This window comes from Nocardia sp. FBN12, assembly GCF_050320175.1.
Lineage (GTDB): Bacteria > Actinomycetota > Actinomycetes > Mycobacteriales > Mycobacteriaceae > Nocardia.
On sequence record NZ_CP190048.1, the window covers coordinates 4,503,148 to 4,525,078 of the forward strand.

The window sequence follows — 21,931 nt, forward strand, 5'->3', positions numbered from 1 at the left end:
CAACGGTGCGCCGGGGTGACGACGGCAGGTATCCCTTTGACCTGCGGTTACGACAACTCACATGCGCATGTCGGCCCGCGCTGGTGCGTGGCATCGCAAAATTTCCGGAATCGTCGAAACGCTGACGATCGGTCGGTGCGGCGCTGGCGTCAGCCCGGGCTCAGGACAAGGTAGAGAACAAGGGCCGCGGCGAAGACGGCGATCAGGGCGAGGGTGGACCAGCGCGGTCGGCCGCGGTGGATCGCGGTGTGGTGCGTGCCGAGGAGGGTCGGTGCGACGACCGGATCGATGTGACGGTGCGGCATCGGAGGTGTCGGAGAATCGCCTCCCGCGCTCGGGCTGCTGCCCGACGATTCGCTGTCGGAGCCTTCACCATTCGCCATGACTCGACAGTAACTCGGGGTCGTCCGATTCGGTGCGGGTTCCTTTCCGCCGCGCGTGTACACCCTTGTGGGCGGCGCATGAGCGCCGACGGGCGCCGGTCTTCGCGAATCGCCGGGGCATCCGGGCGTCCGGCCTATTCCTCGCCGAGGGTCGTCAGCACCCCCTCGCCGTAGCGGGCCAGCTTGTTTTCGCCGACGCCTGCGACGGTGCCGAGGGCGGCGAGGTCGGCGGGCTTGCGCGCGGCGATCTCGCGCAAGGTGGCATCGTGGAACACCACGTAGGCGGGCACGCCCTGTTCCTTGGCGGTGGCGGCGCGCCAGGCCCGCAGACGCTCGAACAGCGGGACGTCGGCGGCGGGCAGGTCGACGGCGGCTTTGGCCGACTTGCCCGTGCGCGCGGGGCGGGCGGCACGTTCGGCGCGTTCGGGCTCGCGCCGCAGCGGCACCTTTCTGCCCTCGAACAACACCGCGTTGCTCTCGTCGGTGAGCGCGAGGACACCGTATTCGCCCTGCACGGCGAGCAGACCGCCCGCGAGCAGTTGCCGGACCACCCCGCGCCATTCGGTATCGCGCAGATCGGTACCGATGCCGAAGACCGAGAGCTCGTTGTGCCGGTGCTGGGTGATCTTCTGGTTGGTCTTGCCGAGCAGGATGTCGACGAGGTGGCCCGCGCCGAACGATTGTCCGCGTTCACGTTTGAGCCGCAGCACCGTGGACAGCAGCTTCTGCGCGGGCACCGTGCCGTCCCAGGTTTCGGGCGGGTTCAGGCACACATCGCAGTTGCCGCAGGCGCCGCCGGACTGGCCGAAGTAGTTCAGCAGCCGGGCGCGCCGGCAGCCGACGGTCTCGCACAGGGCGAGCATGGCGTCGAGGTGCAGTTGCAACTGCCTGCGATGGGCGGCGTCGCCCTCGCTGGCATCGATCATCTTGCGTTGCTGCACAACATCATTGAGGCCGTAGACCATCCAGGCCGTCGACGGCAGTCCGTCGCGGCCGGCGCGGCCGGTCTCCTGGTAGTAGCCCTCCACCGATTTGGGCAGGTCGAGGTGGGCGACGAAACGCACGTCGGGCTTGTCGATGCCCATGCCGAAGGCGATGGTGGCGACCACGATCAGGCCGTCTTCGCGCAGGAATCTGGACTGGTTCTCGGCACGGGTCCGAAAGTCGAGGCCCGCGTGATAGGGCACCGCGCGAATGCCGTTCTCGTTGAGCATGGCCGCGGTCTTCTCCACCGAATTGCGCGAGAGGCAGTAGACGATGCCCGCGTCGCCGGGGTGCTCGGCGCGGATGAAGTCGAGCAGCTGGCGGTCGGCGCGGTTCTTCGATTCGATCCGGTACTGGATATTGGGCCGGTCGAAGCTGGAGATGAACTGCTTCGCGGCGCCGAGATCCAGGCGTTCGACGATCTCGGCGGCCGTTTTCTCGGTGGCGGTCGCGGTGAGCGCGATGCGCGGGACATCGGGCCAGCGTTCGTGCACCAGCGACAGCGCGAGGTAGTCGGGCCGGAAGTCGTGGCCCCACTGCGACACGCAGTGCGCCTCGTCGATGGCGAACAGGGCGATCTTGCCCCGGTCGAGTAGCCGCAGCGTGGCTTCCAGTCGGAGGCGTTCCGGCGCCAGATAGAGCAGGTCCAGATCGCCTGAAACGAACTGCGCTTCCACGGTCCGCCGCTGATCCGGCGACTGGGTGGAGTTGAGGAATCCGGCCCGCACGCCGAGGGCACTCAGTGCATCGACCTGGTCCTGCATGAGGGCGATCAGCGGTGAGACGACGACGCCGACACCATCACGGACCAGCGACGGGACCTGGTAGCAGAGGGATTTTCCGCCACCGGTCGGCATCAGCACCAGCGCGTCGCCACCGCCGACGACCTGTTCGACGATGGCCGCCTGGTCGCCGCGGAAACTGTCGTAGCCGAAGACGCGGCGTAGTACCTCGTCGGCGGTCTCGGCGTGGTCTGGTGCCGCGACCCGGCCGGGAGTGGCCGGGGCCAGATCGTCGAAATGGAAGTGGCCGGTGTCGGCGAAGTCGTGCTCGGAGACATACCCGCCGTCGGACGGGTACGCGTCGTCGGGTGGGAAGTCTTCGGGCGGGAAGTCTTCGACATCGGGGGCTGTGGCGCCGGAATTGCTCACCGGGCCATCCTACGAGCGAGCGCCGGTCGCGCAGCCCGTCGACCGAAGGAGACGGCGGCGGATACGGAAGTTGCTCACATGTGGATAACTCGATTCACCCGCGCAAACGGGCCAGGACCTCGTCTTGCAGCGGGCCGTTGGACGCCACGGCGTCGCCGCCGTGCGGGCCGGGCCGCCCGTCCAGGGCGGTGAACGCGCCACCCGCCTCACGGACCAGGACATCGAGGGCCGCCAGGTCCCACAGCGAGACCTCCGGCTCGGCGGCGATATCCACCGCACCCTCCGCGACCAGGCAATAGTTGAAGAAATCACCGTAGCCACGAACCCGCCAGACCGCGTCGGTGAGGTCGATGAACTTCTCGCGCAGGCCGCGCTCGTGCCAGCCGGACAGGCTGGAGAAGGCCAGGCTCGCGTTGTCGATCTCGGTGACCGCGGACACCGAGATCGGCTTGGGCGCACCGGGGTGGACCCGCGCCCACGCACCCGAACCGGCGGCGGCCCACCAGCGCCTGCCCAGCGCGGGCGCGCTCACCACGCCCACCACCGGGACACCGTCTTCCAGCAGGGCGATCAGGCTGGCCCACACCGGTACGCCGCGGACGAAGTTCTTGGTGCCGTCGATCGGGTCGACTACCCACTGCCTGCCGGTGAACTCGGCGTCGCCGCCGAATTCCTCGCCCAGCACGGCGTCGGCGGGGCGCTCCTCGGCGAGTACGCGGCGGATCATCTGTTCTACCGCGAGGTCGGCATCCGAGACGGGGGTCAGGTCGGGCTTCGAGTCGACCTTCAGATCGACGGCGCCGAAGCGTTCCTGTGAGATCGCGTCGGCCTCGTCGGCCAGTCGCAGGGCAAGGTCCAGGTCAGCGGAGTAGGCAGCCACGCGGAGAGTGTATTCGCCGAACCGGCGCGCTCGAGTTCGCGGCGGCGCCGACAGCGATTCCGATGCCCGCCCGAACTCAGCTGCTCCGGCCGGGCGGGTGAGAACGCGACGAAGGATCTGGTCAGGCCGCGACCTGGGCGGCTTTCGCCGCGACCAGAGCGGTTGTCCACCAATGCAACTGGTCGAGCAGGGCGGTGGCGTCCGCGGTGGGCTGTTCGGGGTCGCGCAGTTGGCCGTTCTCGTCGAAGAGCAGGTAGTAGCGCGGGAAGGAGACGTAGTTGCGGACGGTGTGGGCGTTGAGTTCGTTGAAGACCTGGCGCAGGTGCTCGATGGCCATCAGGCCGCCGGAGCCGCCGCTGTAGCCGACGAAGCCGATCGCCTTGGCGTCCCACTCGGTGAAGTGCCAGTCGATGGCGGCTTTGAGGGCGGCGGGGTAGCTGCGGTTGTAGTCGGGGGTGACGATGACGTACGCGTCGGCGGCGGCCAGGCGGTCGGTGAGGTCGCGCATGCCTGCGGGGCGCACCGGGTCGGGGTCCATCATGGGCGGCACCGCGGGCAGCGCGGCGGGCACTTCGGCCTCGGCGAGGTCGATGATGTCGACCTCGAAGCGGTCGTCGACCTGCTGGGCGAACCAGTTCGCGACCACGGGGCCGAATCTGCCTTCGCGGACGCTGCCGATGATGATCGCGAGCTTCAGTGCGGACACGATGTTCTCCTCTTCGTCGAACCGGCCCGATCAGCCGGTGCAACCAAATCTCGCGGACCGCGACCGTCGCAGGGAGACCACGCTGAGAGTGGTAGTGGCACGGCTACTCTCCGGTGCGCCGGGCTGGGTACCGTCGATGAGGTGAGCGACAACGAACTGGGGCTGTTCCTGCGGACCCGCCGCGAAGCGGTCTCCCCCGCCGAGGTCGGGCTGCCCACGGGACAACGCAGGCGCACGCCGGGCCTGCGCCGCGCGGAGGTCGCGATGTTGGCAGGCGTCAGCGTCGAATACCTGATCCGGCTCGAGCAGGGCCGCGACAGCCATCCGTCCGCCCAGGTGCTGTCCGCGCTCGCCGAGACGTTGCGGTTGAGTCCTCGCGAGCGCGTCCACCTGCACCAACTCAGCAAAGGCGTGTCCGGTTTCAGTTGCGGCGCCGCCGAGAACGGTCCCAACCGCACCGTGCGCCCCACGATCCTGGCCGTCCTCGCCCAGCTCGAGCCCGCGCCCGCCGCGATCACCAACCGCTGCACCGAGATCCTGGCCTGCACCGAGGGCTATCGAAAGCTGATGGCGCCGAGCGGGCTGTTCGAACAGGGCGAACCCGCCAACCTGGCCCGGTTCGTCTTCACTCACCCCGGCGCCCGCGAGCTGTACCCGGACTGGGATAGCGCCGCCGACAAGCTGGTCGCCTCGCTCAAACAGGGCCCGTTCCGCGCCGATCCGATGGTCGCCGCCCTGGTCGACGAGCTCACTGTCACCGCGGGCGGTCCGTTCACCGGCCGCCTCGCGACCCTGCCCGGACTGCCACCATCGGGTGGGATCAACCGCCTCGGTCACCCCGAGGCGGGCACGCTGCGCCTGGCATACGAATCACTGGATCTGTCGATCGACGACGACCAATCGCTCTACGTCCTGCTCCCGGCCGACGAGGCCAGCGCGAAAGCCTTGGACCAGCTGGTCGGACGTCGCCCCGGCGGCTTGCGCGCCATCGCGAGCTGAGACCGAATACGCAGGGAAATCGCGCCCGATACCCCACGGTCGCGGCCCGACAAACCCCGGTGTCGGAGGGGACCGGTAGCCTAGGACATCGTGCATCCTGACGTTATCGCCGACCTCGCAGAACTCGACACCACGCTCAAGACGGTCGAGTCGGTCCTCGATGTCGAGGAGCTACGCCGCCGCATCGACGAACTCGAGCACCAGGCCGCCGATCCCGAGCTGTGGAACAACCAGGAGCACGCCCAGCAGGTGACCAGCGAGCTCTCGCACGCGCAGAGCGAACTGCGCCGCGTCGAGGATCTGCGCCAGCGCCTCGAGGACCTGCCGGTGCTCTACGAGCTGGCCGAAGCCGAAGAAGACGCGGCCGCCGCCGAAGCCACCGCCGATGCCGATGCCGAACGCGCGACCCTGCGCGAGGACATCGAGGCGATGGAAGTGCGCACCCTGCTCTCGGGCGAGTACGACAAGCGCGACGCGCTGGTCAACATCCGTTCCGGCGCCGGCGGCGTCGACGCGGCCGACTGGGCGATGATGCTGATGCGCATGTACATCCGCTGGGCCGAGCGGCACAAGTTTCCCGTCGAGGTCTACGACACCTCCTACGCCGAAGAGGCGGGCCTCAAGAGCGCCACCTTCGCGGTGAAGGCGCCCTACGCCTACGGCACGCTGTCGGTGGAGATGGGCACACACCGCCTGGTCCGGATCAGTCCGTTCGACAACCAAGGCCGCCGCCAGACCTCTTTCGCCGAGGTCGAGGTCCTGCCCGTCGTGGAGACCACCGACCACATCGAGATCCCGGACGGCGACATCCGCGTCGATGTGTACCGCTCGTCGGGTCCCGGCGGCCAGTCGGTCAACACCACCGACTCCGCGGTGCGCCTGACCCACATCCCGACCGGCATCGTCGTGACCTGTCAGAACGAGAAGTCGCAGCTGCAGAACAAGATCTCGGCGATGCGCGTGCTGCAGGCCAAGCTCCTGGAACGCAAGCGCCAGGAGGAGCGTGCCCAGATGGACGCGCTCAAGACCAACGAGGGCGCCTCGTGGGGCAACCAGATGCGTTCCTACGTGCTGCACCCGTACCAGATGGTCAAGGACCTGCGCACCAACCACGAGGTCAACAACCCGACCGCGGTACTCGACGGTGACATCGACGGCTTCATCGAATCCGGAATCCGTTGGCGGATGCGCGATCAGGACGACGCGTAGCCAGCTGTTCGCTCAGAAACCGTGCGCTTCACCACGTTTGACCGCACGCCGTGACCGACCTGTAACCTTTCTGGTGTGCGTTCGACCGAACCGAAACTGTGCCTGTGCAGGTCCATGAAGGAGACGCGATGACCCAGGTCCTCGCGGCCAACAGCGGACCCGAGATCACCGACTGGATGCGTTCCAGTGGGCTCGAAATCGTGCTGCTGATCGTCGGCGCGATGCTGTTCGGCCGGTTCGCCGCGTTCTTACGCGACAGGGTGACCACCAAGATCGACTCGGGTTTCCAGACGAGCGACGCCCTGGTCCGCACCGAAGCGGCCAAACACCGCCACGCGCTGGCCCAGGTGGTCACGTGGGTGGTGCTGACCATTGTGTATGTGCTGGTCGGCATGGAAGTACTGCGCCGGCTCGGCTTCTCGGTGACAGGTCTGGTCGCGCCCGCCGCGGTGCTCGGCGCCGCGCTCGGTTTCGGCGCCCAGCGCATCGTCCAGGACATCCTGGCCGGGTTCTTCCTGATCACCGAACGCCAGTACGGCTTCGGTGACGTGGTGCAGATCGCGGTCACCGGCTCGGCCGATCCGGCCGAGGGCACCGTCGAGGACGTGACCCTGCGCATCACCACGCTGCGCAACTCCGACGGTGAGGTGATCATCGTCCCCAACGGACAGATCGTGAAGGTCACCAACCTGTCCAAGGACTGGGCGCGCGCCGCGATCGACGTGCCGGTCTCCGCGCAGGCCGACATCACCAAGATCAACGAGATCCTGCACGAGGTCTGCACCAAGGCCTACGAGGATCGTCGCCTCAAACCGCTGCTGCTCGACGAGCCGTCGGTGATGGGTGTCGAAGATCTCTCGCTCGACGTGATGAACATCCGGATGGTTGCCCGCACATTGCCAGGCAAACAATTCGAAGTGGGCCGCGAACTGCGCGTGCGCGTCGCCGCGGCCCTGCGTAAGGAGGGAATCAGTGAAACCACGTAAGTCCACAGCGATCCTGATGGCGGCGTGGCTGTCGACGTTTGTCGTCTACGTTTTCGTCAAACCGACCGAGACGACGCCGGATGGCTCGACATCGTTCCTCAATGCCGTCCCGACCTGGGTGAATGCCGAACCCGGACGCTGATCGGCGCGTCGCGACCAGCTGAGCCACCCCCGGTGCTGGTTACACTGGCTCCCCGTGATCACCATGCGCAACGTGAGCAAGTCGTACCCGACCTCGACACGACCGGCGCTGGACAACGTTTCCGTCGATGTGGAAAAAGGCGAGTTCGTCTTCATCATCGGCCCGTCCGGCTCGGGCAAGTCGACTTTCATGCGACTGCTGCTCAAGGAAGAGGCGCCGACCTCGGGCGAGATCCGGGTCGCGGACTTCCGCGTCGACCGGCTGCCGGGACGGAAGGTGCCCAAGTTGCGGCAGCGGATCGGCTGCGTGTTCCAGGACTTCCGGCTGTTGCAGCAGAAGACCGTGGAACAGAACGTGGCGTTCGCGCTGGAGGTGATCGGCAAGCGGCGTCAGTTCATCGAGCGGACGGTGCCCGAGGTGCTCGACATGGTCGGGCTCGGCGGTAAGGGGCAGCGGTTGCCCTCGGAGTTGTCCGGCGGTGAGCAGCAGCGGGTCGCGATCGCGCGCGCGTTCGTCAACCGGCCGCTGGTCCTGCTCGCCGACGAGCCGACCGGCAACCTCGATCCCGATACCAGCGCCGACATCATGGCGCTGCTGGAACGGATCAATCGGGTCGGCACCACGGTGCTGATGGCCACCCACGACAACCACATCGTCGACGCCATGCGAAGGCGGGTGGTGGAACTCGACCACGGCAGACTCGTGCGCGACGAAGCGACCGGCGTCTACGGGGTGGGTCGATAATGCGACTGAGTTTCCTGTTCACCGAGGTCATCGACGGCCTGCGCCGCAATCTCACGATGACCATCGCGATGATCCTGACCACGGCGGTGTCGCTGATGATGCTCGGCGGCGGCCTGCTGTCGGTGCGGATGGCCGACAAGACCGAGAACTTCTTCATCGGCCGCCTCGAGGTGCGTTTCTACCTCGACGACGCGGTCTCCGACACCGACCCCGACTGCGCCGCCGATCCGTGCAAGGTGCTGCTCGCCGACCTCAAGCAGACCTCCGGCGTGGAGAGCGTGCAGTTCCTCAACCGCGCCGACGCACTGGAAGAGGCGAAGAAGTTGTTCGCGGATCAGCCGGAGATGGTGCAGTACATTTCCGACTCACCGCTGCCCGCTTCGTTGCGGGTGAAGATGACCGACGCCGATCAGTATCAGCACATCTACGACAGCTTCGCGACGCGGCCGGGCGTGCGGATCGTCGCCAATGACAAGGAATTCGTCGACCGGCTGACCAGCCTGTTCGATGGATTGCGCAATGCCGCGTTCGGCCTGGCGCTGGTGATGGCGCTGGCCGCGATGCTGCTGGTGCTGAACATGGTGCAGATCGCCGCGTTCACCCGGCGCACGGAAGTCGGCATCATGCGCCTGGTGGGCGCGACCCGGTGGTATACGCAGCTACCGTTCCTGCTCGAAGCGGTCGCGGCCGCCTTCGTCGGTTCGGTACTCGCGATCCTCGGGCTGGTCATCGCCCGCCCGCTGGTGATCGATCGCGCGCTTGGCCCGCTGTTCGACAGCAATGTCTTCCCGCGCATCACCGGCGACGACATCGCGGTGGTCGCCCTGACGATCGCGCCCGTCGGCATCGTTTTCGCCGCCGTCACGGCCTATCTCACCCTGCGCTACTACGTGCGCGAATAGACATAGACCGTGTGAGCGGGTCCGGCCGCGTGGATGCTCGCCGGTGCCGGGGCTGATCGGCTAGTTGCCGCCACGTGCCACGGTGGCTCCCGCGGCGATGGCGAGGCTCGCGTCGAGCTGCGCGGCGAGGTGGGACCGCTGGCGATCGAGATCGGCGATGCGGCGGTCCAATTCGACGGATCGGTCGGCCATGATCCGTACCGACATCTCACAGGCCTGGACTGGTCCGTCGTCTTCCGCGCACGGCATGAGCTGGGCGATGTCATCGCTGTTCAATCCCGCGGCCAGCAGTTCTCTGATCCGGGCGACCGTCGCGAGCGCGGATTCGGGATAGCTGCGATAGCCGTTGCCGTCACGGTGCGGATGCAGCAGACCCTGCTCCTCGTAGTAGCGCAGCAGCCGGGTGGCGACCCCGGTGCGCTGCGCCAGTTCGCCGATCAGCATCTGATCACCGGCACCTTCGGCTTGACCTTCACACCCATGTGAATCCCTAACGTCGCCCGTATGACAACAATTCCGCTCCAGACCAGCATCCACGGCACCGGCCCCGGCATCCTCCTCGCACACGGCGGGGGTGGCTCGATCGAGAGCAACTTCGGCACCGTGATCCCCGCGCTCGCCGCCGGGCACACCGTCGTCGCCCCGGACTATCCGGGCGACGACACCCCGTTGACCCTCGATGGCCTCGCCGATGCCCTGGTAGCGGCCGCCGTCGACGCCGGCGTCGAGACCTTCACCATCGTCGGTTTCTCGCTCGGCACCGCGGTGGCCGTGCGCGCTGCCGCACGTCATCCCGAACGCGTCACCGGCCTGCTGCTCACCGCCGGTCTGGCCGCACCCGACAATCGAGCGCGGTTGGCCGTACAGGCCTGGCAGGACCTGCTCGACCGGGGCGAGCACGAATCCTTCGCCCGCTTGGTCCTGCTCACCGGCTTCTCCACCGATTTCGTCAACAGTCTCCCGGCCGCGGCCGTCGACGAGATGGTCCGGCAGACCGCCGACTCGATTCCCGGCGGCACCAGCCAACAGGCCGCCCTGATCGAAACCGTCGACACCACCGCCGATCTCGCCACCCTCACGGTCCCGACCCTCGTCGTCGCCACCACCGCCGACCTCCTCGTCGACCCGGCCAATTCGCGTGCGCTCGCCGCCGGGATTCCCGGCGCCGAGTACGCGGAAATCGAAGCAGGCCATGTTGTCATGGCCGAACGCCTCGACGAATGGGAGAAGCTGCTGACCGGCTTCCTCGACCGTCACCGCCTCTAGATCCCCGCGGAGATCCGTCCGGCTCGGGCCCAGTGTCCGAGCATCGACGCCACGTCCTCAGATCCGCTGCGGCGCGCGCCGGTCGGGTCCCCTCAGCCGAGCGTGCGCAGCTGTGGCCAGAGCTGCGACCACGGACGGATCGGGTTGCGGCAGAGGAACATCGGCTCGCCCTGTTCGTCGTTGTCGATGCCGAGGCCGTTGTCGAGCACGCCCGCGGGCTCGATGGTCGAACACAGTGCGGTAAGACGTTCACGGTCGATGCCGACGGTGAGGACCTCTGTCGCGGAGTCCGGCGGAGGCCCCCACCACCAGTAGGCATTGTGGCCGGAATGCGGTGTGGGCAGCGCATATTCGGAGCCGTAGCGCTCGATCGCGCCTGCCTCGCCGTAGTTGGCGGTGAGGATGGGGGCGCCGGGTGGGCGTGCGGCGGCGATCTGTTCGACATACCGGGGCCAGGCGATGGTTTCGCCCGCGTCGTAGTTGATCGCGAGGATGGGCGAGTCGCGCAGCAACGCGACCGGCAGTACGGGCAGGAACAACAGCGCCGACAGCAGCGCGTTGACAGTGATCACGGAGGTGACTGCCGCCCACCGTCTTCGGTCATCTCCCAGCCATCGACCCAGCCCGACAGCACCCGCCGCGAGCAGCACCGGATACATCCCGCCGAGGTAGTAGGCCTTGCCCCCAGTCGCGAGAAACACAACGAACAACACCGCGTAGGTCAGCGCGAACGCGCGCCACGGCGAGTTCCACAACCGCCACAGCCCGTACCCCCACAGCGGCACCAGCAACACCCCGATCAGCCCGAACTGCAAGAGCACGAACATGATCGGCGTATCCGAGGTTCCCGAAGAACCGCCGGCGATCGCCCTGCTCAGCTCCCACTGCGGAAACCCGTTGGCCGCCTGCCACCACAGATACGGCAGCTGCAGCACCAGTGCGACAGCGACGCCGAACCCGAAGTATTTGGTGGTGAACAGCTTTCGCTCGCCCGTCACCATGAGCATCGCGGCCAGCACGAGAACCGGCACGATCAACAGCACCTTGTTCTGCAAGCCGATCCCCACGACCAGCCCGATCACCAGCCACCATCGCCGATCCCGCCCGAGTTTCAACACCAGCAGACAGATCAGCGACCAGGCGGCCAGATCGAACACCGTCGTCCCCAGCAGATGCCCCACGGCAAGCACCAGCGCCGAACTCGCCACCGCACCGGCGGCCAGCGCCCGTGCCCCGCGCCCACCACCCAACTCCCCCGCCATCAACCCGGCGCACACCACCACGAACGTGGCCGCCGCGATGGCGGGCAATCTCATGACACATAACGAATCGGGATCGACCGCAGCCATGAGTCTGGCCAGAAACGGCGACAACGGCGGCTGATCAGGGTAAGACCAGTCCAACCGCCGACCCGCGGCCAGGAAGTACAGCTCGTCGCGGTGGTAGCCGTAACGTCCCGAGGTCACCAGCAGGACGAGCGCGAAAACCGACGCGATGACGGGCACTCGACCAGGGTGACAGAAACCGGCGATTCCCCGACGGGTCAGCGCACTTCTTACTCCGGAGTAAGATAGTCTTACCGAGGAGTAAGATAGGTGGGGTCGAAGGCACCCCGACAGCCGAGGAAATCAGGTGATGATGAGCACTCGAGACAGCGCGACGAAGCGACGTCCGAACGACACGTCCGCGGTCGGTCTCAGCCAGCCCAAGCGGGACTGGATGGGCGCCGCGATGCGCGCTTTGACGACCATTACCGGGTCGGAGCTCGCGGGCAAGTACAACCTGCGCAAGCCGATCGAGCGAGTCACCTACGAGGGCACCAAGACCGGGTTCCGTACCCTGGGCGCGGCCACTCGTACGTTCGCCAAGGTCGCGGGCGGCGGTGAGCCCAAGCGTCTGGTCGACAACGAGTCCAAGACCAAGGACTACTTCGATCTGACCCCGTCCGACGAGCAGCAGATGATCGTCGAGACGGTACGTGATTTCGCGGGCGAGATCCTGCGCCCCGCGGCCTACGACGCCGACAATGCCGCCAAGGCCCCACGCGATCTGCTCGAGCGCGCGGCCGAACTCGGCATCACCCTGATCAACGTGCCCGAGGAGCTCGAAGGCGCGGCTTCCGAGCGCGGCGCCGTCACCAACTCCCTGGTGGCCGAGGCGCTCGCGCACGGCGACATGGGTCTGGCGCTGCCGATTCTGGCGCCGAGCGGTGTCACCGTCGCCCTGTCGCAGTGGGGCACCGACGCCCAGCAGCAGACCTACCTCCCGGCCTTCACCGGCGAGAGCGTGCCGCAGGCGTCCGTGGTGATCAACGAGCCGCGCGCCCTGTTCGACCCGTTCGCGCTGCAGACCAAGGCCGTTCGCTCCCCCAGCGGCTACAAGCTCAACGGCGTGAAGAGCCTGGTTCCGGCCGCGGCCGACGCGGAACTGTTCATCGTGGCCGCCGAGCTCGACGGGCGCCCCGCGCTGTTCATCGTCGAGTCCGATACCGCCGGGCTGTCCGTGGAAGCCGACCCGAGCATGGGTCTGCGCGCCGCGGGCCTCGGCCGGCTGATCCTGGACAACGTGGCCGTCGGCGCCGACGCCGTCCTCGGCGACAGTGACGCCAAGATCCGCGCCGCCGAATACGGCGACGCCGTGCAGCTCGCCCGGCTGGGCTGGGCCTCCCTGGCCATCGGCACCGGCCAGGCAGTGCTCGACTACGTGATCCCGTACGTGAACGAGCGTGAGGCGTTCGGCGAGCCCATCTCGCACCGTCAGGCGGTGGCCTTCATGGTCGCCAACATGGCGATCGAGCTCGACGGCCTCCGTCTCGTGACCCTGCGGGGTGCGTCGCGCGCGGAGCAGGGTCTGTCGTTCGCCCGTGAGGCGGCGCTGGCCCGCAAGCTGGCCACCGACAAGGGCATGCAGATCGGTCTGGACGGCGTGCAGCTGCTCGGCGGCCACGGCTTCACCAAGGAACACCCGGTCGAGCGGTGGTACCGCGACCTTCGTTCCGTCGGTGTCGCCGAAGGCATCGTGCTGGTCTAGGCCCGTTTCTCACTTCCAGGAGCCCCCTCATGATCAATCTCGAACTCCCCAAGAAGCTGAAGGCGAGCGCCAACCAGGCCCACCAGGTCGCCTCGCAGATCTTCCGTCCCATTTCCCGCAAGTACGACCTCGCCGAGCACGAGTACCCGGTCGAGCTCGACACGATGGCCGCCATGATCGAAGGGCTCGCCGATTCCGGCACCCAGAAGATCGGTGGCGCCGCGGGCGGCCGTAACGACGAGGCCGCCACCGACATCACCGCGAATGCCAACGGCGGCAACATGTCCGCGCTGCTCAATGCCTTGGAAACGTGCTGGGGCGATGCGGGCCTGATGCTCACCATTCCCTACCAGGGCCTGGGCAACGCCGCGATCGCCGCGGTCGCGACCGACGAGCAGTTGGAGCGGTTCGGCAAGGTGTGGGCCGCGATGGCCATCACCGAGCCGTCCTTCGGTTCCGACTCGGCCGCCGTCACCACCACCGCCACCCTCGACGGCGACGAGTGGGTCCTCAACGGCGAGAAGATCTTCGTCACCGCGGGTGCGCGCGCCACCCACATCGTGGTGTGGGCCTCGGTCGACAAGAGCCTCGGTCGCGCCGCGATCAAGTCCTTCGTCGTCCCCCGCGACGCTCCGGGCCTGTCGGTGGCGCGGCTCGAGCACAAGCTCGGCATCAAGGCCTCCGACACCGCGGTGCTGCTGCTGCAGGACTGCCGCATCCCCGCCGACAACATCCTCGGCTCGCCGGAAGTCAACGTGGAGAAGGGTTTCGCGGGGGTCATGCAGACCTTCGACAACACCCGTCCTCTCGTTGCGGCCATGGCCGTCGGCGTCACCCGCGCCGCGCTCGAGGAACTGCGCACCGTCCTCACCGAGGCGGGTGTCGAGATCTCCTACGACACCCCCGCGATGAACCAGTCCGCCGCGGCCGCCGAATTCCTGCGCATGGAAGCCGACTACGAATCGGCCTACCTGCTCTCCCTGCGCGCCGCCTGGATGGCCGACAACAAGAAGCCGAACTCCCTCGAGGCCTCGATGTCGAAGGCCAAGGCGGGTCGCACCGGCACCGACGTCACCCTCAAGGCAGTGGAACTCGCCGGCACCATCGGCTACTCCCAGCGCACCCTGCTCGAAAAGTGGGCCCGCGACTCGAAGATCCTCGACATCTTCGAAGGCACCCAGCAGATCCAGCAGCTGATCGTGGCTCGCCGCGTGCTCGGAAAGACCAGCGCCGAACTGAAGTGAGCTGATAGTCGACGAACCGGTGCGAGTCATTGCGACTCGCACCGGTTTTTCGTTTCCGGGCGGAGATCGGCGTTTGCCAGATCGGCCCGGGGTCGGCTCCGCGCGCGATACGGTGAGGGCCGAATCGTTTCGCGCTGTCACGAACACTGACGGCCGGACGGCAGACGACGGTGATGGGATTCGTGGCGTTGAAGATCGATACAACGTTGACCGGCTGGCTCGCCACGATGGGCAAGGATGCCGCGGCCGCCGAGAGCGCGGGGTACGCGGGCATCTGGACGTTCGAGGGGGCGCACGACCCGTTTCTGCCGCTGTTGCTTGCCGCCGAGCACACCGAGCGGGTGGAGCTCGGTACCTCGATCGCGGTGGCGTTCGCCCGGAACCCGCTGTTGCTCGCCACCATCGCCTGGGATCTGCAGGCCTACTCGCGCGGACGGTTCGTTCTCGGCCTTGGTAGCCAGATCCGCGCGCACATCACCCGGCGCTACTCGATGCCGTGGAGCCGACCTGCCGATCGGATGCGCGACATGGTGCTGGCGGTGCGTGCCATCTGGACGAGCTGGGAGCAGGGTGGGCGGCTCGACTACCAGGGTGAGTTCTATCAGCACACCCTGATGCCGCCCCTGTTCCGTCCCGCGGCCGCCGAGGTGGCCGGGTTCGGGCCGCCGCCGATCTATCTCGCGGGCGTGGGGCCCGCGATGACGGCGGTCGCGGGGGAAGTCGCCGACGGATTCATGTCGCACCCGTTCTGCACTCCGAGATTTCTGCGCGAGGTGACCCTGCCCGCCCTGACGCAAGGCGCGACGCGCGCGGGGAAACCGGTGGGCGACATCGTGATCCACCATTCGGCAATGGTCGCGACCGGCAGATCGGCGAGCGAACTCGCCGCGGCCAGGCAGGCCATCCGCAAGCAGTTGGCGTTCTACGGATCGACACCGGCCTACTGGCCGATCCTCGAGCTGCACGATCGGGCCGACCTCGGACCCCGGCTGAAAACGATGTCCAAGACCGGGGAATGGGATCGGATGGCCGACCTCATCGACGACGATTTCCTCGATGCCGTCGCGATCACCGCCACCGACCCCGTCCGCGCGGCCGCGCAACTACACGAGCGCTATGACGGCATCGTCGAGCGGCTCGGATTCAACACGCCCTATCGGGTCGACCCCGTGCTGCTGACCGAACTGTTGCGGGAGTTGTGATTTCGCACCAGGCGAAGGCGGTCAGAGCGCGGTGGTGTCGTCGAGGTGCAGGCGGCGGTCGAGGCGGTGCGGGTTGACGTCGAGCAGCGCGCGGTCCCACCCCGCCAGCTCGGCCGCGGAGGCGTACGTGGTGTCGAGGAAGTGCAGCAGGGTGGCGTCGGGGTCGGGCGACTGTCGAACCACCTCGTAGGGCAGGACGAATTCGCCCAGGGTGGAATCCCATGCGGCGCCGTCGGGCCCCGCGGGACGGGCGGAGTAGCCGTCGGGGGCTGGGTAGGAGTAGGCGTAGAAGGTGCCCTCCGCGCCGCCGGGCCAGAAGCCGGCGCTCGCGCATTCGCGGGAGTAGGCCTCCTCCATCACCCAGTCGGCGCAGTGGGGCGCGCCGCCGGGGTGCAGGGGCGCTGTGCGGCCGGAGAAGCGGGTACAGGCCAGGTCGAAGGAACCCCAGAAGAATTGCACCGGACTGGATTTCCCGGCGAAACCGGCACGCCAGAGCTGGAACACCCGCTCGATCTGAACGAGCTGCTGCCAGAAGAGGTGGACGGCGTCCGCGTCGTAGGAGTGGTGGGTGGTGTCCTCGGCGAACGGGATGGCCGGGTCGACTTCGTTGGGTGAGGCCTCGATGTCGACCACGATGTCGAGTCGGCCGAGCACGTGGCCGAGTTCGGCGTAGAAATCGGCGACCGTGCGCGGGCGCAGGGCGATCGTCGCGTGGCGGCCGTCGCTGCTGCGCAGGACGAGTTCGTGGTCGGCGAAGTCGAATTCGATGTCGAGCAGGCGGCCGTCGACGGGAATCGCCCCGGTCGCCATTCCGCGGGCGCTGACCGCGAACGTGACATTCCACCAGTGATTGACCAGCGGTGTCCCGGCCATTTTCAGCTTGCCGACGATCTGCGACCACATATGCAGGGTGTCGCGGGTGTCGGACCAGGAATCGACGCGCAGGGTCGGCCAGACGGCCTCGGCGGGAGTGGAACGTGCCATCGGAATCCTCGCTCTCTCGGTGCGAGACCCCGAGGGTCCCGCCCGTTCACAGCCAGGTGCGCTGGCTGACTGGTCAACCGTTCGGGCGTGTCCTGCGACGTTTCATCGTACGTCGGCGCTGGTAGATCGCGCCGCAAGGGCGGACACCACCGCCAGCGGGGTTGTGTGAGACTCCGAGTCTCATATAACGTAGGGCTGCGCCACACCAAAGGAGACACCGCTGATGCTGTCGACAGTCAAGAACACCGCCACCGATCCCGAGTACCACGAGATCCTGCGCAACCTGTCCGAAGGCTCGGTCAACCGGCACTTCGACCCCTACGTCGACATCGACTGGGAATCCCCGGAGTTCGCCGTACACCGCGACGATCCGCGCTGGATCATGCCCGAGGAGGACCCGCTCGGTCGCCACCCCTGGTACAAGGCCCAGCCGATCGAGAAGCAGATCGCCATCGGCATGTGGCGCCAGGCCGGCATCGCCAAGGTGGGCCTGGATTTCGAGCAGCTGCTGATCCGCGGGCTGATGCAGTATCTGGTGTCGGTTCCCAACGGCGACCCGGAATTCCGGTACATCACGCACGAGGCTGCCGAAGAGTGCAACCACACGATGATGTTCCAGGAGATGATCAATCGCATCGGCTATCGCGATGTGGTCGGCATGGGCACCATCGATCGCAAGCTGACGATGGCCATCTGGCCCGCGGTGAAGTATTTCCCCGAGCTGTTCTTCACGATGATCCTCGGCGGCGAGGAGCCGATCGATCACCTGCAGAAGTCGCTGCTGCGCGCCGGCGTCGACCTGCACCCGATGGTGCAGCGAGTCATGCAGATCCACGTGGCCGAGGAAGCCCGCCACATCTCCTTCGCCCACGAATACCTGCGGCGCAATGTGCCCGGCATGAACCCGATCACGAAATCGGTGCTCTCCGTGGCCTTCCCGATCGCCATGCGGGTGATGCTCGACATGATCATGACGCCGCCGAAGGAATTCGTCGAGAAGTTCGACATTCCGGCGGAGGTCATGCGCGACGCGTACTGGAACAGCGAGGAATCGCAGACCACGATGCGCAATATCTTCGGCGACGTGCGGGCACTGGCTACCAACAGCGGCCTGATGAACCCGGTCGCCAAGCTGACCTGGCGCCTGCTCGGCATCGACGGCCCGGTCACCCGCTACCGCAGCGAACCTGCCCGCAAGGTTGCCTGAGCGACGTCCCGCCGGAGTACCGTTCCGGCGGGACGTTGGGCAGCGGGACTGTACACCACGATGTACAGTTGACTATGGCCGATTACGACAGTGTGCCGCTGACCGAGTTACGCGGTCAGCTCGGTAGTGTTTTCGACGGGGTGTCCGCGAGCGGACGGCCGGTGATCGTGACGCGGGAGGGGAAAGAATTGGTCGCGGTGGTACCTGCTGAGGTGTTGCGGCACGCGGCGTTGCCGCCCGCGTACTTCAACGATGATCTGCGCGAACAGATCCTGGGCAAACTCGACGCCAGGATCACCCAGCATTCCGCGGAAGACATCGCCGAGGCGGAAGCCAAACTGACCAAGCTGATGGGCGCGCTGGACAGTCGCCAGTGAGCGTCGCCGACCACACCGCGCTCACCTCGCTGGCGTTGTCGCCGCTGTTCGGGCAGGTGATCATGCGCCAGTTCACCCAGCAGCGCCGAATCCTGGTGGTGCCCACCGTGAGTCTGATGGCCGCGATGCGCGCCGTCGACAACATCGACGAACTCGGGCGCCTGCTCGACAATCGCGTCGCCGTGCGCTGGGCCGAACTCGACGCCCCCACCGCGATCCGCATCGGCACCACCGTGCCGATCGCCGACGACCACCTCGACTGGCCACTGATCGCGCCCGTGGTGTTCACCGCGCAGAATCTGGATATGCCGGTCCTCACCGCCAAACCCGAGCTGTATCGCGGCTACAAGGTCGAGATCGCGAACATGCCGTAATCAACCCTCGAGGCCCTGAACTCGACTTTCCCGGGGTAGTGACAGATCCCACATCCGGTATCGGTACCGTGCACAGGTGGTCGGCGGCTGATAGCCCGACCGACTCACACAGCGGACGAATTACCAGGGAAAAGCTAGACCAGGAACACTCGAGGAGAGCTGGTTATGCATCATCTGAGTTTCATGCGTCGCTTCACCACCGCGGTAGCCGTCACTTCGGCCGCCGTCGCCATCGTTTTCGCGGGCCCCGCGGTCGCGGACCCGACGCCACAGACCGTCGATGTGGCCGCGGCCGTCGCGCAGCTGCGTACGTCGGTGGCGAACAATCCAGGCGCACTCGCCGCCCTCGACAAGCTTGCCGCCGACGGCACGGTCGATGTCGCGCTGCCCGCGCAACCGTTCCAGATCCCGGCGACCTCCGATATCGGCCAGAACGGCGGCGGGCCAGGGGTGTACGGCTCCGGTATCGCCCTCGATATCGACGGCTTCCGCCTCGGCTTCTTCGGCGGACCCGGCACCATCTCGCCCAATCAGGGCGGCGCCAAGCTCGAGGTCATGTGGCTGAACCTGTCCAACGGGCAGAGCGGCACCGCGGTCCTGAGCGAGCACATGGACGTGCCGGTCGACACCACCATCCGCACCGCACCGCTGAACAGCGGTGGCGGGATGGTCGTGGCGGCGGTCTACGGCAACCTGTGGCACCGCTGGTCCGTGCCGGTCGACGAGGCACACCCGGACGGGTTCGCCTACAAGCTCGGCACGATCCAGCAGCCGTCGTTCGGCGCCGTCACGCGTTAACTCTCGTCCACGACGCACCCCGGTACCAGACGGACCCGGGGTGCGTCGCTGTTTCGATGATGCAGCGCAACAGCTTCGGTGTGGCGTAGGTTGACCGGCGTGGAGGATCTGGTCGACCGACTCGAAGAATTGGAACGGCGGGTTGCCGCCCTGGAGAGCGCGCACCCCGACGACGCGCAGCTTCCGTGGGCGGTGGCACGGCTGCGGCAGGAGTTCGCCGATGCCGGGAAACGCACCGGCGGTGTGCTGCTGGCGGGCGCGCTGCAGCTGCCGACCGGCGAGCGTTTCGATTGGCAGGAGCAATACGCCACCGATGCCATCGTCGGCGATGTGTGGACCATCGAGGCCGCCAATTGCCTTGCCGCACTGGCCAACCCGGTGCGCCTGCGGCTGTTGCAGGAGATCGTCTACGGACGAAGGACCGCCGCCGATCTCGCCGCCATCGAAGAACTCGGCACCTCGGCCGATATCTACCAGCACCTGCGGCAGCTCGCGGCTGTCGGCTGGTTGCAGACCGCGGGCCTCGGTCGTTTCGAGGTGCCGGAAGGCCGACTCGTCCCGCTGCTCGCGGCACTGGCGGCCGCGCAGCGCTGATCTGGGCGATCTTTCGGGAGATGTCCCAAATGTCCGGATAGACTACTGTGATACACGGCACATCGACTGCTACGGTGAGCGTCGAATGATCAATGCTGCGGAGGTAGTCGCGTGAACCTGTCACATCTGCTCGAAAGCGTGAAGGCGATCGGAGTGCTGCGCTCACGTGGCGTCTCCGATCCCAAGACACCGCTCGAGACCCTGCGGACGATGAAGGAATCGAAGATCTACGGCCCGCAGGCCACCCTCGTGCGCCATTCGGCTCGTGTCGCCCCCGATCAGGTGGCCCTCGTCGACGAACGCGGTGAGCTCACGTACCGCGAACTCGACCAGCAATCCACCGCCATCGCCCGCGGCCTGCGTGAAACGGGCATCGGCGAGGGCACGGTCATCGCCGTGCTGGCGCGCGATCATCGCGGCCTGATCATGTCGATGATCGCGGCGGGCAAGCTGGGCGCGCGGATCGCGCTGATGAACACCGGCTTCGCCAAACCCCAGTTCGCGGAGGTGTGCGCACGCGAGAACGTGCGCGCGGTGCTGCACGACAGCGAGTTCCTCGGCCTGCTCGACGCACTGCCCGCCGACCTGCCGCGCTACCTCACCTGGGTCGACGAAGGCACCGCACTCCCCGCTGGTGCCACCACATTCGACGATCTCATCGCGAACAACTCCACCGAGGACCTGCCCGCACCGAGCAAGCCGGGCGGCTTCATCATCCTCACCAGCGGCACCACCGGCCTGCCCAAGGGCGCACCGCGCACCAAGGTGACGCCGATGGCCACCGCCCAGTTCGTCGACCGCGTGCCCTTTCCCAAGCGGGGCACCGCGATGATCGTGTCGCCGATTTTCCACAGCACGGGTCTCGGCACCTGGCTGGTCAACACGATCCTGTCGAACAAGATCGTCATGCGCCGTCGTTTCGACGCCGAGGCCACCCTCGCCGCGATCGCCGAGCACAAGGTCGAGATGCTCGTGTGCGTGCCGACGATGCTGCACCGGATGACCGAACTGCCCGCCAACGTCCGCGCGAAGTACGACCTGTCCTCGCTGAAGGTCATCCTGTTCGCCGGTTCCGCGCTCACCCCGGAGCTGTGCATCAAGGCCACCGAGGCCTTCGGTCCGGTGCTCTACAACCTCTACGGGTCGACCGAGGTGGCCATCGCGACCATCGCGAACCCGGCCGAGCTGGCCGAAGCGCCGGGCACGGTCGGCCGTTCGCCGATCACCTGCGAGGTTCGCCTGTACGACGACCAGGACCAGCTGGTCAAGACTCCGGGCGCCCGTGGCCGGATCTTCGTGCGCAGTGGCGCGCCGTTCGAGGGCTACACCGACGGCAGGCACAAGCAGATCATCGACGGGTTCATGTCCAGCGGCGACATGGGCCACTTCACCGACTCGGGCCTGCTCATGGTCGACGGCCGCGATGACGACATGATCGTCTCCGGTGGCGAGAACGTGTACCCGCAGGAAGTCGAGAACCTGCTGGTCGAGCGGCCCGAGGTCTTCGACGTGGCGGTGATCGGCGTCGACGATCCGGAATTCGGCAAACGTCTGCGCGCCTTCGTGGTCCTCGAAGAGGGCCACACTGTCGAGGCCGCTGAACTCCAGGCGCACGTCAAGGCGAACCTGGCCAGGTTCAAGGTGCCGCGCGAGGTGATCTTCCTCGAGGAACTGCCCCGCAACGCCACCGGCAAGATCGTGCGCCGCACCCTCATCGACTATGAGATCTCCTAGGAATCAGCCCTCCTTACTACGGAGTAGACAGCGCG

General features: G+C 67.1%; 23 protein-coding genes. 16 read left to right on the forward strand and 7 right to left on the reverse strand.

Annotation, left to right across the window (positions count from 1 at the left end; genetic code table 11):
* Positions 1-149: 149 nt before the first annotated feature.
* The 4 genes from ACQHI0_RS21370 to ACQHI0_RS21385 all read right to left on the reverse strand — a co-directional run bounded on the left by ACQHI0_RS21370 (position 150) and on the right by ACQHI0_RS21385 (position 4,104).
* The gene (locus ACQHI0_RS21370) at positions 150-383 is read right to left on the reverse strand and encodes a hypothetical protein (RefSeq protein ID WP_427903617.1); all 234 of its coding nucleotides are present in this window, start codon (positions 381-383) and stop codon (positions 150-152) included.
* Positions 384-517: 134 nt separating this feature from the next.
* Positions 518-2,518 carry a DNA helicase RecQ gene (recQ, locus tag ACQHI0_RS21375; protein ID WP_427903618.1) on the reverse strand — a complete coding sequence of 667 codons (2,001 nt, stop codon included), beginning with the start codon at positions 2,516-2,518 and terminating at the stop codon, positions 518-520.
* A gap of 94 nt (positions 2,519-2,612) precedes the next feature.
* On the reverse strand, positions 2,613-3,398 hold the full coding sequence (gene hisN / locus ACQHI0_RS21380) for a histidinol-phosphatase (protein WP_427903619.1): 786 nt from the start codon (positions 3,396-3,398) through the stop codon (positions 2,613-2,615).
* A 121-nt stretch (positions 3,399-3,519) separates the two neighbouring features.
* Positions 3,520-4,104 (reverse strand): NADPH-dependent FMN reductase, encoded by a 585-nt coding sequence (locus tag ACQHI0_RS21385; RefSeq protein WP_427903620.1) that lies wholly within the window; start codon positions 4,102-4,104, stop codon positions 3,520-3,522.
* 141 nt (positions 4,105-4,245) lie between these two features.
* Here ACQHI0_RS21385 and ACQHI0_RS21390 point away from each other — a divergent pair, with 141 nt between their 5' ends.
* The 6 genes from ACQHI0_RS21390 (at position 4,246) to ftsX (ending at position 9,086) form a co-directional block, all read left to right on the forward strand.
* A complete protein-coding gene (locus tag ACQHI0_RS21390; protein WP_427903621.1) occupies positions 4,246-5,103 on the forward strand; it encodes a helix-turn-helix transcriptional regulator in 858 nt (285 codons plus the stop codon).
* Positions 5,104-5,193: 90 nt separating this feature from the next.
* Positions 5,194-6,312 (forward strand): peptide chain release factor 2, encoded by a 1,119-nt coding sequence (gene prfB / locus ACQHI0_RS21395; protein ID WP_427903622.1) that lies wholly within the window; start codon positions 5,194-5,196, stop codon positions 6,310-6,312.
* A 128-nt stretch (positions 6,313-6,440) separates the two neighbouring features.
* The gene (locus tag ACQHI0_RS21400) at positions 6,441-7,298 is read left to right on the forward strand and encodes a mechanosensitive ion channel family protein (RefSeq protein WP_427903623.1); all 858 of its coding nucleotides are present in this window, start codon (positions 6,441-6,443) and stop codon (positions 7,296-7,298) included.
* Positions 7,285-7,440 carry a hypothetical protein gene (locus ACQHI0_RS21405; protein WP_427903624.1) on the forward strand — a complete coding sequence of 52 codons (156 nt, stop codon included), beginning with the start codon at positions 7,285-7,287 and terminating at the stop codon, positions 7,438-7,440. The genes ACQHI0_RS21400 and ACQHI0_RS21405 overlap by 14 nt, the downstream gene beginning before the upstream one ends.
* Positions 7,441-7,494: 54 nt before the next feature.
* Positions 7,495-8,184, forward strand: coding sequence for a cell division ATP-binding protein FtsE (ftsE, locus tag ACQHI0_RS21410; protein WP_427903625.1), 690 nt, complete (start codon positions 7,495-7,497; stop codon positions 8,182-8,184).
* Positions 8,184-9,086, forward strand: a complete 903-nt coding sequence (ftsX, locus tag ACQHI0_RS21415) for a permease-like cell division protein FtsX (RefSeq protein ID WP_427903626.1) — start codon at positions 8,184-8,186, stop codon at positions 9,084-9,086. Before ftsE ends, ftsX begins: the two co-directional genes overlap by 1 nt.
* 60 nt (positions 9,087-9,146) lie before the next feature.
* Here ftsX and ACQHI0_RS21420 read toward each other — a convergent pair whose 3' ends face one another.
* Positions 9,147-9,530 (reverse strand): MerR family transcriptional regulator, encoded by a 384-nt coding sequence (locus tag ACQHI0_RS21420; RefSeq protein ID WP_427903627.1) that lies wholly within the window; start codon positions 9,528-9,530, stop codon positions 9,147-9,149.
* 60 nt (positions 9,531-9,590) lie between these two features.
* On the opposite strand from ACQHI0_RS21420, the gene ACQHI0_RS21425 reads away from it, so the two are divergent.
* Positions 9,591-10,352: an alpha/beta fold hydrolase gene (locus tag ACQHI0_RS21425; RefSeq protein ID WP_427903628.1), complete on the forward strand. Its 762-nt coding sequence runs from the start codon at positions 9,591-9,593 to the stop codon at positions 10,350-10,352.
* Between the two features lie 92 nt (positions 10,353-10,444).
* Here ACQHI0_RS21425 and ACQHI0_RS21430 read toward each other — a convergent pair whose 3' ends face one another.
* A complete protein-coding gene (locus tag ACQHI0_RS21430) occupies positions 10,445-11,857 on the reverse strand; it encodes a glycosyltransferase family 39 protein (protein WP_427903629.1) in 1,413 nt (470 codons plus the stop codon).
* A 127-nt stretch (positions 11,858-11,984) separates the two neighbouring features.
* On the opposite strand from ACQHI0_RS21430, the gene ACQHI0_RS21435 reads away from it, so the two are divergent.
* The 3 genes from ACQHI0_RS21435 to ACQHI0_RS21445 all read left to right on the forward strand — a co-directional run bounded on the left by ACQHI0_RS21435 (position 11,985) and on the right by ACQHI0_RS21445 (position 15,828).
* Positions 11,985-13,382 (forward strand): acyl-CoA dehydrogenase family protein, encoded by a 1,398-nt coding sequence (locus tag ACQHI0_RS21435; RefSeq protein WP_393341410.1) that lies wholly within the window; start codon positions 11,985-11,987, stop codon positions 13,380-13,382.
* A gap of 29 nt (positions 13,383-13,411) precedes the next feature.
* Positions 13,412-14,626 (forward strand): acyl-CoA dehydrogenase family protein, encoded by a 1,215-nt coding sequence (locus ACQHI0_RS21440; protein WP_427903630.1) that lies wholly within the window; start codon positions 13,412-13,414, stop codon positions 14,624-14,626.
* A 173-nt stretch (positions 14,627-14,799) separates the two neighbouring features.
* Positions 14,800-15,828: a TIGR03617 family F420-dependent LLM class oxidoreductase gene (locus ACQHI0_RS21445; RefSeq protein WP_427903631.1), complete on the forward strand. Its 1,029-nt coding sequence runs from the start codon at positions 14,800-14,802 to the stop codon at positions 15,826-15,828.
* A gap of 21 nt (positions 15,829-15,849) precedes the next feature.
* On the opposite strand, the gene ACQHI0_RS21450 is transcribed toward ACQHI0_RS21445, so the two are convergent.
* On the reverse strand, positions 15,850-16,812 hold the full coding sequence (locus tag ACQHI0_RS21450; protein WP_427903632.1) for a DUF5996 family protein: 963 nt from the start codon (positions 16,810-16,812) through the stop codon (positions 15,850-15,852).
* Positions 16,813-17,035: 223 nt separating this feature from the next.
* Here ACQHI0_RS21450 and ACQHI0_RS21455 point away from each other — a divergent pair, with 223 nt between their 5' ends.
* The 6 genes from ACQHI0_RS21455 to ACQHI0_RS21480 all read left to right on the forward strand — a co-directional run bounded on the left by ACQHI0_RS21455 (position 17,036) and on the right by ACQHI0_RS21480 (position 21,896).
* Positions 17,036-18,019, forward strand: coding sequence for an AurF N-oxygenase family protein (locus ACQHI0_RS21455; protein ID WP_427903633.1), 984 nt, complete (start codon positions 17,036-17,038; stop codon positions 18,017-18,019).
* A gap of 74 nt (positions 18,020-18,093) precedes the next feature.
* Complete coding sequence (locus ACQHI0_RS21460; RefSeq protein ID WP_427903634.1) at positions 18,094-18,396, forward strand: type II toxin-antitoxin system Phd/YefM family antitoxin; 303 nt, start codon at positions 18,094-18,096, stop codon at positions 18,394-18,396.
* Positions 18,393-18,770 carry a hypothetical protein gene (locus ACQHI0_RS21465; protein WP_378953027.1) on the forward strand — a complete coding sequence of 126 codons (378 nt, stop codon included), beginning with the start codon at positions 18,393-18,395 and terminating at the stop codon, positions 18,768-18,770. Before ACQHI0_RS21460 ends, ACQHI0_RS21465 begins: the two co-directional genes overlap by 4 nt.
* A gap of 165 nt (positions 18,771-18,935) precedes the next feature.
* On the forward strand, positions 18,936-19,568 hold the full coding sequence (locus ACQHI0_RS21470; protein WP_427903635.1) for a hypothetical protein: 633 nt from the start codon (positions 18,936-18,938) through the stop codon (positions 19,566-19,568).
* Between the two features lie 99 nt (positions 19,569-19,667).
* Positions 19,668-20,162 carry a helix-turn-helix domain-containing protein gene (locus tag ACQHI0_RS21475; protein ID WP_427903636.1) on the forward strand — a complete coding sequence of 165 codons (495 nt, stop codon included), beginning with the start codon at positions 19,668-19,670 and terminating at the stop codon, positions 20,160-20,162.
* 111 nt (positions 20,163-20,273) lie between these two features.
* Entirely contained in the window at positions 20,274-21,896 is a 1,623-nt protein-coding gene (locus ACQHI0_RS21480; protein WP_427903637.1) for an acyl-CoA synthetase, read from the forward strand.
* Positions 21,897-21,931: the final 35 nt, after the last annotated feature.

Coding starts and splice junctions, on each gene's coding strand:
- ACQHI0_RS21470 (WP_427903635.1), top strand. CDS start 18,936: ATGCATCATCTGAGTTTCATGCGTCGCTTCACCACCGCGGTAGCCGTC.
- ACQHI0_RS21370 (WP_427903617.1), bottom strand. CDS start 383: ATGGCGAATGGTGAAGGCTCCGACAGCGAATCGTCGGGCAGCAGCCCG.
- ACQHI0_RS21425 (WP_427903628.1), top strand. CDS start 9,591: ATGACAACAATTCCGCTCCAGACCAGCATCCACGGCACCGGCCCCGGC.
- ACQHI0_RS21455 (WP_427903633.1), top strand. CDS start 17,036: ATGCTGTCGACAGTCAAGAACACCGCCACCGATCCCGAGTACCACGAG.
- ACQHI0_RS21450 (WP_427903632.1), bottom strand. CDS start 16,812: ATGGCACGTTCCACTCCCGCCGAGGCCGTCTGGCCGACCCTGCGCGTC.
- ACQHI0_RS21460 (WP_427903634.1), top strand. CDS start 18,094: ATGGCCGATTACGACAGTGTGCCGCTGACCGAGTTACGCGGTCAGCTC.
- ACQHI0_RS21400 (WP_427903623.1), top strand. CDS start 6,441: ATGACCCAGGTCCTCGCGGCCAACAGCGGACCCGAGATCACCGACTGG.
- ftsX (WP_427903626.1), top strand. CDS start 8,184: ATGCGACTGAGTTTCCTGTTCACCGAGGTCATCGACGGCCTGCGCCGC.
- ACQHI0_RS21420 (WP_427903627.1), bottom strand. CDS start 9,530: ATGCTGATCGGCGAACTGGCGCAGCGCACCGGGGTCGCCACCCGGCTG.
- ACQHI0_RS21445 (WP_427903631.1), top strand. CDS start 14,800: ATGGGATTCGTGGCGTTGAAGATCGATACAACGTTGACCGGCTGGCTC.
- ACQHI0_RS21440 (WP_427903630.1), top strand. CDS start 13,412: ATGATCAATCTCGAACTCCCCAAGAAGCTGAAGGCGAGCGCCAACCAG.